Here is a 13,827-nt window from a genome sequence, read left to right on the forward strand (position 1 = left end):
ACCACCCGGGAACTCCCCCAAATTCCGAAAGGAACGACCACAGATGACCGGTCACCACGAATCTACCGGACCCGATCCCGCGCTGAGCAGCGATTCTCTGCGCCGGGTGACGCAGTACCAGACGGCAGGCGTCAACGCCCGGTTAAAGGTGTTCGCGCTCCTGGAGGCGCAGGGCGTACCCGCGAGCGAGGCGGACGACCTGGTGGCCGCGCTGGAGGCCGGGGCGGTCGCCGGGGCGCAGTGCCAGGTGGTGGAGCTGGGCGGCATGGCGCCGGCCTCTCGGGGCGAGGTCTTCGCGGACGGCTGGGATGACGGCGTGACGGCCGTGAGCGAGGCCCTGGTGGGCATCGCGGACCGGGAGTGGTCCCGGCGCGGCGGCCGGTCGTCCGGGGCCGCTGAACTGGCCGTACACATCGCGGACGTGAGGCAGCGTGAGCGGGCCGACCTGGTTCGGCTGGAGAGGTTCGTCCGGGAGAGCGTGCTGCCGGGCACCCACCCGCACACCACGGCGCGGCGGCGGGTGCTGGAGGCGCTGGGTGAGGCCGGCGGTCTGTGCACGGCTCGGACGCGGAACGCGGACGGGGACGTCGTGGTCTGCACGCTCGATGCCGGTCACTACGACCCGGACGACAAGCCGCCCTTCAAGGACGGAAAGCCGGGCGGCTGGCACAAGGCGGATGCGTCGATCTGGAACGACTTGGGCGCGGCGTGCATTCCGCACGTGGCCCTCTGAAAAACCACAGGAACTGACCGCTCGGGGAGGCAAGGAAATGTCAGCGATTCAGCTCAAGGAACACCAGGTAGATCAGCGCTCCGCGTTTCGCAGGTGGGTGGGATTCCCTGCAAGGTCATCTGTGCCCCCGCAGGGTGCCCGTGCCACGATCGTGTCAGCGACCGGCTCGGGCAAGACGATCACGGCTGCTGCGTGCGCGCTGGAGTCGTTCGCGGACGGCCGGATCCTCGTGACCGTGCCCACCCTGGACCTGCTTGCGCAGACCGCTCAGGCGTGGCGGCTGGTGGGCCATCGGGCCCCGATGGTGGCGGTGTGCTCGCTTGAGAACGACCCGGTGCTGAAGGAGCTGGGCGTGCGGACCACCACCAACCCGATCCAGCTCGCCCTGTGGGCGGGGTCCGGGCCGGTGGTCGTGTTCGCCACGTACGCCTCCCTGGTGGACCGTGAGGACATCGACGCACCCGAGGGCCAGCGGAAGGTTCGCGGGCCGCTGGAGGCCGCTCTGGCGGGCGGGGATCGGCTGTACGGCCAGCGCATGGCAGGCTTCGACCTCGCGATCGTGGATGAGGCCCACGGCACCGCTGGTGATCTTGGGCGGCCGTGGGCGGCGATCCACGACAACGCACGCATCCCGGCGGACTTCCGGCTCTACCTGACCGCGACGCCGCGCATCCTCGCCGCTGCCCGGCCGCAGAAGGGCGCGGACGGCCAGGAGGCGGAGATCGCGTCCATGGCCGACGACCCGGAGGGCACGTACGGCGCGTGGCTCGCGGAGCTCGGACTCTCGGAGGCGATCGAGCGGGAGATCCTCGCTGGGTTCGAGATCGACGTCCTGGAGATCCGCGACCCCTCCCCCGTTCTGGGGGAGTCGGAGGAGGCGCGGCGCGGCCGGCGCCTGGCGCTCCTGCAGACCGCGCTCCTGGAGCACGCTGCCGCGTACAACCTCCGTACGGTCATGACGTTCCACCAGAAGGTGGAGGAGGCCGCCGCGTTCGCGGACAAGCTCCCGGAGACGGCAGCCGAGCTGTACGTCAACGACGCCACCGACGACGACCTGGCCGCCGCCGACAAACTGCCGAAGTCCTCCATCGACGCGGAGTTCTACGAACTCGAGGCCGGCCGCCACGTCCCGCCGGACCGCGTCTGGTCGGCGTGGCTGTGCGGCGACCACACCGTCGCCGAACGGCGCGAGAAGATCCGCCAGTTCGCCAACGGCATCGACGCGGCCGGACGCCGGGTGCACCGCGCCTTCCTCGCCAGCGTTCGCGTGCTCGGGGAAGGCGTGGACATCACGGGCGAGCGGGGTGTGGAGGCCGTCTGCTTCGCCGACACCCGCGGCTCCCAGGTAGAGATCGTGCAGAACATCGGCCGCGCGCTCCGACTCAACAAGGACGGCTCCACCAAGGTCGCCAGGATCATCGTCCCGGTGTTCCTGGAGCCGAACGAGGACCCGACCGACATGGTCGCCAGCGCTAGCTTCCGGCCCCTCGTAGCCGTGCTCCAGGGCCTGCGCTCGCATGATGAGCGCCTGGTCGAGCAGCTCGCCTCCCGCGCCCTCACGAGCGGCAAGCGCAAGGTCCACGTCCAGCGCGATGAGGACGGGCGGATCGTCGGGGCTGGCGGCGAGAGCGAGGGCGACGACCAGGAGCAGGACGACACCGACGCTGCTGCCGAGTCCGCGCTGCTGCACTTCTCCAGCCCGCGCGACGCGGCGACGATCGCGGCATTCCTGCGGACCCGGGTGTACCGGCCGGAGTCGCTGGTGTGGCTGGAGGGCTATCAGGCCCTGCTGCGCTGGCGGGCGGAGAACGAGATCACCGGCGTCTACGCCGTGCCCTATGACGTTGAGGTCGAGGTCGGCGTCACGAAGGACTTCCCCCTCGGGCGGTGGGTGCACCAGCAGCGCAAGGCGTTGCGGGCGGGTGAGCTGGAGGACCGGCGCAAGGTCCTCCTGGACGCGCCGGAGGCCGGGATGCTCTGGGAGCCGGGCGAGGAAGCGTGGGAGGCCAAGCTCGCCGCGCTCCGGTCGTACCGGCGGGCCACCGGGCACCTCGCGCCGCGTCAGGACGCGGTGTGGGGCGAGGGCGAGGCGATGGTGCCCGTCGGGCAGTACATGGCCAACCTCCGCAGGAAGGGCGCGAAGAACGGTCTGGGCAAGGACCCGGAGCGGGCCGCCGTGCGCGCGGCGCAGCTGACGGAGATCGACCCGGACTGGGACTGCCCGTGGCCGCTGGACTGGCAGCGCCACTACCGGGTGCTCGCCGACCTGGTCGACGCCGACGGCGTCCTGCCCTACATCGCGCCGGGCGTCGTCTTCGACGGCGACGACGTGGGCAAGTGGCGGTGGCGGCAGCAGGAACCGGGCACTTGGGCGCAGCTCCTGCCCGAGCAGCAGGAGCGGCTGACCGCGCTCGGCATCAGCGCCCCTGTGGCCCCGTCTCCCGCCCCGGCGGCGCCCCGTGCGGCGAAGGGCCCGAGCAAGGCGCAACAGGCGTTCCAGCGCGGCCTGGAGGCCCTTGCGCAGTGGGTGGAGCGGGAAGGGGCGGACCGGCCAGTGCCGCGCGGCCACAGCGAGGAAATCGCGGTCGACGGCGAGGCGGAGCCGGTGGCCGTGAAACTGGGCGTGTGGGTCTCGAACACCAAGTCCCGGCGCGACAAGCTCAGCGCGGAGCAGCTGGGCGCGCTGCGGAAGCTGGGCATCGACTGGGCATGACGGTCCGGCGCTGAGCCGGATTGTGCGAGACCCCGGGGCCGTGATGGTCCCGGGGTCTCGTGCGTGAGGTCTCTGCAACACGGTGGTGCAACAGCGGTCCCGGACGGGCATCCAGGCCCGTCTCCGCAGGTCAGGTGTGCAACGCGGCTCGGGTGTTGCAGCAGATGCCCGGGGGCCGGCTACCGGCGGCGCCGGATGGTCACCCGGGCCTCCGCCAGGACGATGCCGGTCGCCGGGTCTCGGTGCACCGGGACGTACAGGCCCCAGTCGGCGTCACCGGCCGTGAGCCAACCTCCGGCCCACGGGGCATTGGTGGTCGTGAGTACACGACCGGCGAGCGGGCCACCCAGGAGTCGGACGATCACAGCGGTACCTCCATCCGGCGGGACTCTCCCGCCTCACCCCTTGGTGGGGCTCGGCACCGGAAGGACAGCACCGGGGCGCCGGCGACTTCCGTCCCGGCCTCCGCTGCCGGGCTGACGGCGGCAAGGCGCGGCGGCCCCGGCCGACGCGCAACCGGCTGAGCGCGCCCCGATCCCCGGCCGCGGCCGCGCCGCCCGTCCCGCCCGTCCCTTCCTCCTTCACTCCAGCCAAGGGACATGGGCAGAGCAGCCGCAACGGGGATGTCAGCAGGCCGACCACGGCAAAACGGCGTGGTGACCTGCACGGACACGGGGACAGTCCTGCGGGCCGCGCAACACCTAGCGCACCCCTTGGCGCAACATCCAGCGCAACAGATAGGCGCAACCCTTGGCTCAACCTCGTGCTCCTGGTCGACCGGGGCGACCGGTCACGCGGCCCGGACGGCTCCATGGGCGCGGGCGAGGTGGCGCAGCTCGGACCGTGCCGCCGGCACCGAGGCGACGGTCTCCCAGTAGGGGTGCCACCACAGCCGTACGGACAGGCGAAGCAGGCGGCGGCGCAGGGCGGTGGTGTCGCGGGGGCGGTGTGCGGCGAGCGCGTCGTAGGTGGCGTTCCAGGCGGCTTGCGTCTGCACCAGGTCGTCGGGGAAGTCGGTCACGTCCATACCGGCATTAGATCGCTTGTTCGAATTGCGTGTCACTTCCGACACTCCCCGCCCCAGAGCCGTGGTCGGGGGCACCCCCGCCGTGGTCGGCCTCATGGTCGGGGGTCCCTGGTCGCCCCGACCACGACCGTCCGGGCCGTTCGGCAGCGGCATCCGGGCGGGTGAATTTCCTTCGCGTACGCGGGCGCAGTCCTGCGGCGTGCGTCCAACTTGCCTGTTTCCAAGGGGTATTGACAGGTTTTCGTGTGTTCTGTCATGTTCTGTCCGCCGCTTCCGGCGAACGAGCGAGAGGTGATCTCATGCGACGAACCGAGTACGACGCGAGCCAGGCCGCCAAGCGCCTGAAGGTGCCCGCAGCGGCCTTCCGGTGGGCCCGGCACACCGGCCTCATCCCCGACCCGGACGCCTCCTCCTGGCAGTGGTCGCGGACCGCTGTGGAGGCGCTGGACGCCGACGCCATCCGGGCCGCCATGTCTTCCCCGCCGATTGGCGGTGGCGCGGCGGCGGACCGGATCGCCGCCGCGCTCGGCACCCCGAACGTGATCGGCGAGAAGGCGAACGTGACGGCGTTCGTGGTGCGCCGGTTCGTCGACCGCGGCCTGCTGGTCGACCTGAGCGCGAACCCCGAGGGGACGCTGCACCACCCCGACCAGGTCGCGGAGGTCTGCCGCCGCGAGGACCTGGCGGACCTGGTCGCCGCCGACACCCCGCTCGGACCGGAGCAGGCCGCTGCCCGGCTCCGGGTGCGCCGTGCCGACTTCGACCACATGGTGCGGCTCGGTTGGGTCCGCTCCCCGCAGTCGATCGAGGTCCGCTTCGGCACCAGCCGGGCCGGGGCCGTCGACGTCGCGCTCTACACCACGGCATCCATCGACGCGGTCATCCCCGCCCACCCCGAAGTCGACTGGGAGCAGCTGCGCGCAGTGGAGAAAGGCCGGCGCTCCCCGCTCGCATCGCTGCGCCCGGCACCGGCGCCCGTACCGGCGTAAGCCTCAGTTCCTTCCGCCCGCCCGCGTCCCGCTCCGTCCAGAAGGGCGGCCCGGGGCGCGAGCGTTCTTGTGGCGGGCCGATTCTCAGGCGTGCCCGGCGGCCGGCTCCCACAAGGGTCGGGCGAGCCCGGTCCCGTCGCAGTGGAAACAGCGGCCACCGCCCGGGGTGCTTCGGGCACCGATGGTGCCGGAGGCGTGCCGGAAGAGCCGGGTGAGTCCGGCGATATGTGCCGCGTGGACCGGGAGCTCCTGGCGTCTGCTGAGGGTGAGCTCCAGGGCGACGCCGGGTCCGGTGAAGTGAGCGTGGGGCAGGTCACCGGTCATCGCGCGGAGCGTCTCGTTCACCTGGCGCATCGTCTCCGCGCCGGTCAGCTGCACCCGGGCCGCGAGGATGGTGTCGGCGGCCGCGGTGAAGGCCAGCAGCCCGGCCGGGCGGGCGAGCGGCCCGACACGACCCACGGGGTCGGGATGGCTGTGGTGGAGCTGGGCCAGGGCGTGCCACAGGTCGCCCGGCAGATCCTGGGGTGCGGTTTCTTCTCGGCTGCGTCTCATGGGGCTTGTGTAGGGCCTCCGGCGGGCTGCCGCCGTCGGATGGGCCTGTCCGTCCCGCGCTGTGGTGCGGTGACTTCGGGGTCGGTCCCGCTGTGCGGCCTGGAAGCTGCCGACCGCACAGCGGGCTCGTGCGGTCAGGCTCGCCGGCGGAACCAGCCGCGGCCCCGGTCCGGCTCGGGGTCGTCCTCCGGCTCCGGCGGTGCGGCGGCCTGGAGGCGGGCGGCTTCGGCGGCGGCTTCCTCGCGGGCGACGTCGTCGGCGTGGCAGGTGCCGCACACGGACACGTCCCCGGCGTTCCAGGCCGTCCTGTGCGCGGTGGTCTCCTCCCAGCGCTGGTCGGTGAACTTCTGCCCGCACCGCTTGCACACGGGGCGCTGCGCCTCCCGCTCAGCGACGCGGCGCTGCTCCTCCTCCGCGTCGGCGCGGGCCTCCTGGTCGCGGAAGAGGACGTCGCCGTCGGGGTTGTCCAGCGCGGCCGTCAGCGTCTGCTCGCCCTTGCGTCCCAGCCGCCGCCACACCGCCGCGTCCGCGCCGTGCTCCTGGAGCTTCTCCAGGGTGGTGACGACGACAGGCACCGCCTGGCCGTAGTCCTTCGCCGTGATCCCCCGGTGGAGGGTCCGGTACCGGCGCGGTGCCCAGTAGAGGCGGCCGGCTTCCTCCAGCACCTTCACGGTGTTGGCGACCTTCGCCTCGGTGGTGTCCGCGAACACGAACGCCACCGGGACCAGGCCCTCCCGGCCGGTCGGCGGGTAGACGCGGCGCCACAGCCGCTTCTCGTGGTCGACGTGGTCGATCGCGTCCGGCCGGGAGCGGACCAGGTCCACGGTGTGCTTGTCCGCGTCCTTCGGCAGCAGCCGGCCCCACTCCCAGTACCGGCGCAGCTTGGCGACCAGGTCGTGCGCGTCCTCGGTACGGCGGTCGATCTCCAGCAGCAGTACCGGCACCCCGGCCTCCGGCGCTCGGACCACCAGGTCCGCCCGTTGCACGTAGCTGTTGCCGAGTCGGTGCCCGATCTCGGTCTGGAAGCCGAGCCGGTGGCCGATCCCGGCGCGGTGGAGTTCGGCGGCCGTTGAGGTGACCGCCGCGGCGTGGTCGTCGTAGCCGGTGCCGAGCAGCTCCCCGGTGTCCGGGTCGTACTCCTGCTTGCGCAGCACCGAGACCCGTATGCCCTTCGGCTCCAGCAGGTCCTTCGCCTCGCCGTGTCCTCGCTTGGTCAGCACCCACACCTGCCGCTGGTCCTCCTGCACCGACTCGATCCTCACCAGGTGGTGGTCCTCCAGATCCAGGAGGTTGTCCCGCGTGAGCTTGTCGTGCCGGTTGTCTGGACGGGTCAGCTTCCACAACTGATCGGGCGTAGCCCTCTGGAAGATCCCCAGTGCTTGCAGGAGCTCCCGGCGTCGAGGCCCGGTCGAAGTCCTCCTGTGCTGTGGCTTCCTCGGTACATGAGGGTTGTCGGACCTTCGGCGGCCCCCTGTCCGCCGGGCCTGACCTGCGGAAACTCCCGGTCGTTGGCGACGGGGCGCGGAGGGGGTGATGGAGGGGTCCACGGAGGGGGTCTCTCCGGCCTGGTCAGGGGTCTGCTCGGGCTCGTCTGCGGTGCTCGCCACAGGGTGCTCCTGGAGGGTGGGGCGGGCCTATCCCGCCATTCACCTCGTACAGGTGTGGAATTCGGGCTCCGTGTGACGCCGGTCTGGGAAAACCCCTCCGTCGTGACCGCATCGTGATCAAAACGGAGGGGGGAGAGTTCTCCCCCGTCAGCGGCCGGACTCTGTCCACAGGGCCGCAGTTCGAGGGTGTCTTCGAGGCCGCCGCGATCAGCGGGGCGGCCCGACGAAGAGGGAGCCACCCATGCCCGAGAACACCGTCACCGCGCCGCTCGCCCCGATGGAGCCGGCCGACGTCGCCGACGCCTTCGCCTACATCCGGGCGATGCAGGCCGGCGACATCGACACCGCCTGCGCGGTCGCCGACGACACGGGCCCGGAGCTGCACCGGCTGCTCCTGGACGTCGCCGCGCGCATCTTCATCCCCATCACCACCGAGGACGACCACGACGGGGAGCCGTGCGCCCACTCCTTCCTCGCCGCCGCGCTCGGGCGCCTGCTGCTGGAGCTCCTGTGCCACAGCGTGTGCCTGGCCGGTGCGCCGGGCATCGCCGACACCATCACCCGCTTCACCGAGAACATCCTCACCGAGGACCACAGCGACGTCGCCGACGTCCTGCGCCAGCTGGAGGCCGCGGGGATGAAGCAGGCGATGGAGGCGCACCCGGCGCACCGCACCACCGCGTAGCCGCACCCTCGGGACGACGGTGGTGCGGTCCGGCGCTCATCCCCGGCGCACATCCGCACCACCGTGGTGCGCTCCACCGGCACCACCGCACCGCACCGCTTCCACCGCACCGCACCGCCGGGCGCCACTGCGGTGCGGCTCCCCGGCATCACCGCACCGCACCGGGCGCGCTCCTCTATCACACACCCCCTTGACCGCGACCTGATCGCAAGCCGAAACCGGCTATGTCAAGGGGAAACGTCGCGGTAGCAGAGCTGGACAAGGGGGTGTAGCGGAGCCGGACAAGGGGGTCGCACGCGGCCGGCCGCACCCGGACAAGGGGTCGGCGGCGGCAGGCGCACCGGTGCGGTGCGGAGCATCGAGTGCGGCGCACCAGCGCGCGCGAGCGTGCCGGGCATCGGCGGGGTGGTGCGGTGCCGGACGCGGTGGCGCACCATCGCGGTGCGCACCACGGTGGCGTCCATCGTCATCCGGCGCACCGGAGTGGAGTCCACTCGGTGGAGCCCATCGGGTGGAGTCCGTTGAGTGGAGTCCACCCGATGTCGTGCATCGCCACCGGATGCAGAACATCGTGGGCTCCACTCGGTGGACGATGCCCTGCATCGTCACCACAGCCAGGCACTGGAGTGCCGCACCCGGGACAGGGCGCGGGCATCGCGTCGCGCGGCCGCGTTGCCGATCCTGCTCTGCCGGGAGCGGGGCCGGCGCGAGTTCCCCGCGGCGAGGCGACGCTTGGCGGCGTCCTGGAGCCGCCGCCGCTGCTTGCGCAGCTCCACCTTCTTCGCCGCCTTCGACTTCGGCTTCCGGGGCCGCTTCCAGACCGGCTGCCACCTCACAGGCTCATCGGGCTCGGGCTCCTGGTCCTCTTCGAGCGCGGCGGCCATCTCCGCGCGGGCGGCACGGGCGCGGGCGAGGGCGTCTTCGGGGTTGGGCTGTTCTTCCGGGGTGCTCACGTGACTCCTCCTGAGCTCCGGCCCGGCGTGTGCTGGATGCCGGGCTGCTGGGTGTGTGGCGGCGGGGCCGTCGCCGGGGCGGGCTGCGGTCGGGGGCCGTGGGCGGCTTCGCGTGCCCGCCGGCTGTCCTGGATCGTGGCGGCCACCTGCGCGGCGGCGGCTTCCAAGGTCTGGCGCGTCTGTTCCACCGTGTCGACGCCGGTCTCCGGCTCCTGGAGGCGGCCGTCCTTCCCTCCGGTGCGGAACGGCCGCGGGTGCGACCTCGAGGCGGCGGGCACCGTGACGGCGTACGGCCGGGGGCGGGAGCCCAGGCGCTCCGCACGGCGCGCGGCGCGGACCCGGGCGGCCAGGGCGCCGGCGGCGAGGCGGGCCCGCTCGTACTGGGGCGCGGTGCGCCTGCGGGTCAGCGGGCGGAGCACGGCCTGGTCCTCGGTGTCGCTCGGGTACAGGGCGCGTAGGTCGGCGGTCATCTTCAGGCCGCGCCCGACGGGGCGGGTGTAGTCGTCGACGACCGCCTGCACGATCTGGTCGTCCAGGCCGGGCTGGTGAGGTCGGCCGCGTAGGGCGTAGGCGAGGTGGCGGCGGGCTTCGGCAAGGAGGTGGTGGCGCTTGAAGGCGCCGCCCATCACGTACACCACGGCGACGGTGTCGACGGCGGCCAGGGCGACGTCGACCACCGGCCGCACCCGCGCCCACACCGCCGCGGCCGCCGCTCGCGCGCGCTGTGCGAGCCGGTAGACGGTGCAGGCGCCGAACGCCCGTATCGCTGAGGCGCGCCATCGCTCGCGCAGCTCGGTCAGCGACAGCATCACCGTGCGCTTCGGCGGGCGCGTCTGGTCGGCGGCCTGACAGCCCAGCGCGTAGGCGGCCTGCTCCCCCGGCGGGTGCCCCTGCCGTTGTTCGTAGTCGGCCACCAGGACGGACAGCGCGTCCTCGATCTGCTGGCGGCGGGTGGACTGCCAGCCGATGAGCCGCTGGTCGATCCCGGCGATCTCCATGACCGGCCGACGGCCGGGCGTCACCTCGCGCGGCTCCCACGCCCACCCGAGCCGAGCGGACACCTCCTCCATGAAGTAGAGGGTGTAGAGGGTGTCGGCGGCGACGATGTGGGTCATCAGCGAGTCCGCCGACAGGTTGCCCCACGTCCCCTTGTCGTCCGGCCGCCGGGCGCGGATCGACACCACCGCGTGATCGTGAAGCAGCGGCTTCGACTCGGCAGCTCTCGACTCGTAGTGCCGGAACACCGCGACGATCAGCCCGTCCCTGACCGGCTTGCGGATCTTGCCGCCGCTCTTCCAACGGATCTCCGCGACCGAATCCTCAAACCACGCCAGCGTCTTGTCCCTGGCGATGTCCTGGCACAGCTCCAGCACCAGCCGGGTGTCGTCATCTCCGAGCGCCCACGCGATGTGTGCCGTCGACGGTGCCCGGAACACCAGGTCCATGGCCAGCCAGGGCGTCCGCTCCTTGGCCTTCTCGGTCTTCGGCGAGCGGTTGTACTCGATGGGCCTGCCCAGCACGGTCGCCCGCCTCGCCGTCGCCGGATCGTCGCCCGCCTCCAGGCGCTCGCGCTCGATCCGGTCGGCATCCGGGTGCCGGCCTTCCCCCAGGAGCAGTTCGGCCTGTCGCTCGGTCACCACGTCCCCGGCCGTGAGGCCGACCGCTGCCAAGCCCCGGCCCTTCCAGACGCCAGGCGGGACACCGGCTTCGTCCTGGGCGGCGCGCAGCGGCGTACCCACGGCGCGGCGGCCGTCGCCGACCATCACGCCACGGAAGAGATAGCGCCACCCGTTCCCCGGGCGAACCTCCGCTTTGCTGATCACCGGCCCATGGAACCCCGGCGTTGACCTGCGAAAAAGCGCGATCCCTGGTCCTTCCCGCCGGGCGGGAAGCCATCACCAGATCTTTACCGCAGCGCCCGCCAGGCGGGCCGTCCGACCAGCCCGAGACGGTAAGCCGTCGCCCTGCGCACAGTCCGCCGCATGAAAACGGAACCGCTCCACGGAGACCTCTGCCCGCTGTGCCGCCGCCCGCTCACGCTGCGCACGGCCGTCGAAGTCCGCTCGAACACGCCGTACCCCACCCGGACCGACACAGTGCCCCACTGCGCCAGCTGTGCCAGCGACATGACCCGCGCACAGCAGTGGGCCGACCTGATGCACGCCCGCTACGGCAGCTGACCCCGGCCGTGCGAATGCTGCGCGCCGACCGCATCGGCACCACCCGCTCCGGAATCCGACTCCAACCGAGGCGGTCTTGCGGGTAGTCGACGCCGGTTGGTTGGCTGATCGCTCCGATGACCAGGAGGGGACGCCGTGGCAGCAGACGAGATCGTGGGCGAGTCGGAGCACCTGAAGTCGCTGATCATCAGCACCGCGCAGGAGCTCTGGGAGGACAAGGAGGCGCTGGGCAAGTTCCTCGCCGTGGTCCGGCGCAGCGAGGGCTTCGTGAAGCTCGCCGACACGCTGGAGCAGTCCGACGTACGGCCGGCCAACCCGTCGTTCTACGGGGTGCGGAGCCGGGAGTTCCAGGACTGACCGCGTACGCCAGCGGCCCACCACCGGGGAGGTGGTGGGCCGCTGGCATGTCCGGTGAAGCCGGTCAGCTTCGGGTCACTCCGCCTTCGGGAGCCTGATGGCTACAGCCCTGTCGATCTGCTGGAGCAGCGAGCCGATCTCCTGAATGAGTGGAGCGGCGACGTCGGGCTGCGCTTCGACGGCCCGTCGTGCCGCCGCCTTGTTGATCTTCTTCGCCGCTTCCTGGAGGGACGCGAGGGTGTTCTGCAGGCGCTCGATGTCCTTCTCGGCGAGGGGATCGGCCTTGCTATTACTGGGCTTCCGGCTGGACTCCCCAGTTGGGGAGTCCTTCCCGAGCGAGCTGATGTCGGGGACGTCATCGCCCTTCGACTCAGTGCCGGTCTCCCCCTCCGGCGTCGCCAGGAGTTCGCGGACCCTGCGACCGACGTCGGCGGCGTCCACGTCCTTCGGGAGGAAACCGAGGTCGGTGACCACCTTCTCCACCAGTTCGCCGGTGACGCGCGGCCGGCACCGGACGATGGTGTCGTAGACCGTGATCGCCACCTTGTCGCTGGTCTGACGGCGCAGCTCGGTCATCTTCCGAACGTGGTACTCCAGCGGCTTGTGCCCGAGGTTGGCGAGCGCCTCGCCGACGCGCCATTCGTCGATGAGCCGGTAGAGCTGGGACTCGGAGATCTCCCAGTTCTCCCAGATCCACTCCGCGAAGTTGGGGTTCTCTTCGCGGTGCAGTTCGGCCGTGCTCATCGTCTCGAGCGCCTTGCCTGCGATCCAGAACGCCTGGTGCAGGTTGTCGACGCCGGCCTTGCAGACCTCGAGGTCCTGGCGCTCCTGGTCGGAGAGCTCGTCTGTGCCGTGGGGCTGGTAGGGCGCCGGGATGGAGGCGAGGGTGGTGCCGGGGAGCGGCTGAACCACGACGCTGGCTCCGGCGGCCGCGGCGGGCAGGCCGCCGCCGAAGAGACCTCCCGCCTGCTGCTGCGGGGCTTGGGTGGTGTCGACGTCGAACAGGCCAGCCATCAGGCAACCCTCCTGTGGTGCTCGAAGATCTCGGTGGTCAGCGACCGCATCTCCTTGGAGAGCGGGATGATCGTGTCGGGGACGACGTCCTCCGCCTTCGCGCGGCCGGCCTTCACGTCGTACGGGCTCGCGGAGTTCGGGAGCAGTTCGGCGTACTCGCCGAACAGCAGTCCCTTCTTGCGGGCGTTGCGGGCTGGGACCTCCCGGTAGCCGACGATCGTCTCCAGGATCGGCGTGCCCTCGCCCAAGGTCGCACGGATGTCTTCGCGTACGGAGCTGTGCATCAGCGTGGCGGAGGGGTTCGAGCCGTAGAGGAAGGCCCCGGCCATCTGGAGGTAGGGGTTCACCTGCTGCTTGACGACCTTGAAGTTCTTGCTGATGCGCTCCATGCCCTTGATGGAGGACTCGTCGGAGCGCGTGGGCACGATCAGCGTGCGGGCGGCGGCGAGCACCAGCTGCTCAAGGGCGTCTTGCTCGGGGGCGCTGTCGAAGATGATCCGGTCGTACAGCGGGGCGATCGGGGCGAGAGAGCGAGCGAGACTCAGCACGACGCCCGGCCCTTCCTGCATGAGGCGCAGCATCAGGACGTTCGCGATGTCGGCGACCCGGGGTCCGCCAGGGAGCACGTCCAGGTTGGGCCGGACCTCCCGGATCGGCTGGAGCGGAACGCGGTCGTGGATGGCCCGGTACAGGCCCTCGCCGTCCAGGGCTGTGACGCCTTGCGGCTGCACTCCGCGGCCGTAGCGCTTGATGCCGAGGTCGTCGTCGTCCTGGCCTGTCACGCAGATGAGGAGGGTGCGGTGTCCAGCGGCGGCGGATTCGCCGGCGAGGTGCGCGGCGACGGTCGACTTGCCGACGCCACCTTTGCCGGTGCCGACGGCTGTGGCGCCCTCGGGCGGTTCGATCGCCTGTGTCGCTCCGCTTGGATTCAGCACGGGGTGCCCTTCCTCGTTGCTCATGTGTGGACCGCACCGTGCGCGGCAGTGGCATCTTGGCACACCCTCAACCCTTGCCAGG

14 protein-coding genes are annotated in these 13,827 nt (G+C 71.6%); 6 read left to right on the plus strand and 8 right to left on the minus strand.

Annotation, left to right across the window (positions count from 1 at the left end):
* Nucleotides 1-43: 43 nt before the first annotated feature.
* Both ACIQAC_RS40045 and ACIQAC_RS40050 read left to right on the plus strand, forming a co-directional pair.
* Entirely contained in the window at nt 44-733 is a 690-nt protein-coding gene (locus ACIQAC_RS40045) for a hypothetical protein (RefSeq protein WP_402200559.1), read from the plus strand.
* Between the two features lie 37 nt (nt 734-770).
* Complete coding sequence (locus ACIQAC_RS40050) at nt 771-3,446, plus strand: Helicase associated domain protein (protein ID WP_402200561.1); 2,676 nt, start codon at nt 771-773, stop codon at nt 3,444-3,446.
* A gap of 179 nt (nt 3,447-3,625) precedes the next feature.
* Here ACIQAC_RS40050 and ACIQAC_RS40055 read toward each other — a convergent pair whose 3' ends face one another.
* Together ACIQAC_RS40055 and ACIQAC_RS40060 are read right to left on the minus strand one after the other, a co-directional pair.
* A complete protein-coding gene (locus ACIQAC_RS40055) occupies nt 3,626-3,811 on the minus strand; it encodes a hypothetical protein (RefSeq protein WP_402200563.1) in 186 nt (61 codons plus the stop codon).
* A 425-nt stretch (nt 3,812-4,236) separates the two neighbouring features.
* Entirely contained in the window at nt 4,237-4,473 is a 237-nt protein-coding gene (locus ACIQAC_RS40060; RefSeq protein ID WP_402200565.1) for a hypothetical protein, read from the minus strand.
* A 299-nt stretch (nt 4,474-4,772) separates the two neighbouring features.
* On the opposite strand from ACIQAC_RS40060, the gene ACIQAC_RS40065 reads away from it, so the two are divergent.
* On the plus strand, nt 4,773-5,462 hold the full coding sequence (locus ACIQAC_RS40065; RefSeq protein ID WP_402200566.1) for a hypothetical protein: 690 nt from the start codon (nt 4,773-4,775) through the stop codon (nt 5,460-5,462).
* Nucleotides 5,463-5,546: 84 nt separating this feature from the next.
* On the opposite strand, the gene ACIQAC_RS40070 is transcribed toward ACIQAC_RS40065, so the two are convergent.
* Entirely contained in the window at nt 5,547-6,014 is a 468-nt protein-coding gene (locus tag ACIQAC_RS40070; protein ID WP_402200568.1) for a hypothetical protein, read from the minus strand.
* A 134-nt stretch (nt 6,015-6,148) separates the two neighbouring features.
* Complete coding sequence (locus ACIQAC_RS40075) at nt 6,149-7,357, minus strand: hypothetical protein (protein ID WP_402200570.1); 1,209 nt, start codon at nt 7,355-7,357, stop codon at nt 6,149-6,151.
* A gap of 505 nt (nt 7,358-7,862) precedes the next feature.
* Between ACIQAC_RS40075 and ACIQAC_RS40080 the strand changes: the two genes are divergently transcribed.
* Complete coding sequence (locus ACIQAC_RS40080; RefSeq protein WP_402200571.1) at nt 7,863-8,306, plus strand: hypothetical protein; 444 nt, start codon at nt 7,863-7,865, stop codon at nt 8,304-8,306.
* Between the two features lie 605 nt (nt 8,307-8,911).
* Here the strand turns inward: ACIQAC_RS40080 and ACIQAC_RS40085 are convergent.
* Nucleotides 8,912-9,259, minus strand: a complete 348-nt coding sequence (locus tag ACIQAC_RS40085; RefSeq protein WP_402200573.1) for a hypothetical protein — start codon at nt 9,257-9,259, stop codon at nt 8,912-8,914.
* Nucleotides 9,256-11,022: a MobF family relaxase gene (gene mobF, locus ACIQAC_RS40090; RefSeq protein ID WP_402200652.1), complete on the minus strand. Its 1,767-nt coding sequence runs from the start codon at nt 11,020-11,022 to the stop codon at nt 9,256-9,258. The genes ACIQAC_RS40085 and mobF overlap by 4 nt, the downstream gene beginning before the upstream one ends.
* Nucleotides 11,023-11,241: 219 nt before the next feature.
* Here mobF and ACIQAC_RS40095 point away from each other — a divergent pair, with 219 nt between their 5' ends.
* On the plus strand, nt 11,242-11,439 hold the full coding sequence (locus ACIQAC_RS40095; RefSeq protein ID WP_402200575.1) for a hypothetical protein: 198 nt from the start codon (nt 11,242-11,244) through the stop codon (nt 11,437-11,439).
* Between the two features lie 135 nt (nt 11,440-11,574).
* On the plus strand, nt 11,575-11,796 hold the full coding sequence (locus tag ACIQAC_RS40100; RefSeq protein WP_402200576.1) for a hypothetical protein: 222 nt from the start codon (nt 11,575-11,577) through the stop codon (nt 11,794-11,796).
* A gap of 75 nt (nt 11,797-11,871) precedes the next feature.
* On the opposite strand, the gene ACIQAC_RS40105 is transcribed toward ACIQAC_RS40100, so the two are convergent.
* Both ACIQAC_RS40105 and ACIQAC_RS40110 read right to left on the minus strand, forming a co-directional pair.
* The gene (locus tag ACIQAC_RS40105; RefSeq protein WP_402200578.1) at nt 11,872-12,810 is read right to left on the minus strand and encodes a hypothetical protein; all 939 of its coding nucleotides are present in this window, start codon (nt 12,808-12,810) and stop codon (nt 11,872-11,874) included.
* Nucleotides 12,810-13,769 carry a ParA family protein gene (locus ACIQAC_RS40110; RefSeq protein WP_402200580.1) on the minus strand — a complete coding sequence of 320 codons (960 nt, stop codon included), beginning with the start codon at nt 13,767-13,769 and terminating at the stop codon, nt 12,810-12,812. Before ACIQAC_RS40110 ends, ACIQAC_RS40105 begins: the two co-directional genes overlap by 1 nt.
* Nucleotides 13,770-13,827 lie beyond the last annotated feature (58 nt).

The sequence above is a fragment of the Streptomyces sp. NPDC088387 genome (assembly GCF_044753385.1).
GTDB lineage: Bacteria > Actinomycetota > Actinomycetes > Streptomycetales > Streptomycetaceae > Streptomyces.

Excerpts from the sequence above, each read along its gene's own strand:
- ACIQAC_RS40050 (WP_402200561.1), top strand. The coding sequence starts at position 771 with ATGTCAGCGATTCAGCTCAAGGAACACCAGGTAGATCAGCGCTCCGCG.
- ACIQAC_RS40110 (WP_402200580.1), bottom strand. The coding sequence starts at position 13,769 with ATGAGCAACGAGGAAGGGCACCCCGTGCTGAATCCAAGCGGAGCGACA.
- ACIQAC_RS40045 (WP_402200559.1), top strand. The coding sequence starts at position 44 with ATGACCGGTCACCACGAATCTACCGGACCCGATCCCGCGCTGAGCAGC.
- ACIQAC_RS40105 (WP_402200578.1), bottom strand. The coding sequence starts at position 12,810 with ATGGCTGGCCTGTTCGACGTCGACACCACCCAAGCCCCGCAGCAGCAG.
- ACIQAC_RS40080 (WP_402200571.1), top strand. The coding sequence starts at position 7,863 with ATGCCCGAGAACACCGTCACCGCGCCGCTCGCCCCGATGGAGCCGGCC.
- ACIQAC_RS40060 (WP_402200565.1), bottom strand. The coding sequence starts at position 4,473 with ATGGACGTGACCGACTTCCCCGACGACCTGGTGCAGACGCAAGCCGCC.
- mobF (WP_402200652.1), bottom strand. The coding sequence starts at position 11,022 with ATGGTCGGCGACGGCCGCCGCGCCGTGGGTACGCCGCTGCGCGCCGCC.
- ACIQAC_RS40070 (WP_402200568.1), bottom strand. The coding sequence starts at position 6,014 with ATGAGACGCAGCCGAGAAGAAACCGCACCCCAGGATCTGCCGGGCGAC.
- ACIQAC_RS40095 (WP_402200575.1), top strand. The coding sequence starts at position 11,242 with ATGAAAACGGAACCGCTCCACGGAGACCTCTGCCCGCTGTGCCGCCGC.
- ACIQAC_RS40065 (WP_402200566.1), top strand. The coding sequence starts at position 4,773 with ATGCGACGAACCGAGTACGACGCGAGCCAGGCCGCCAAGCGCCTGAAG.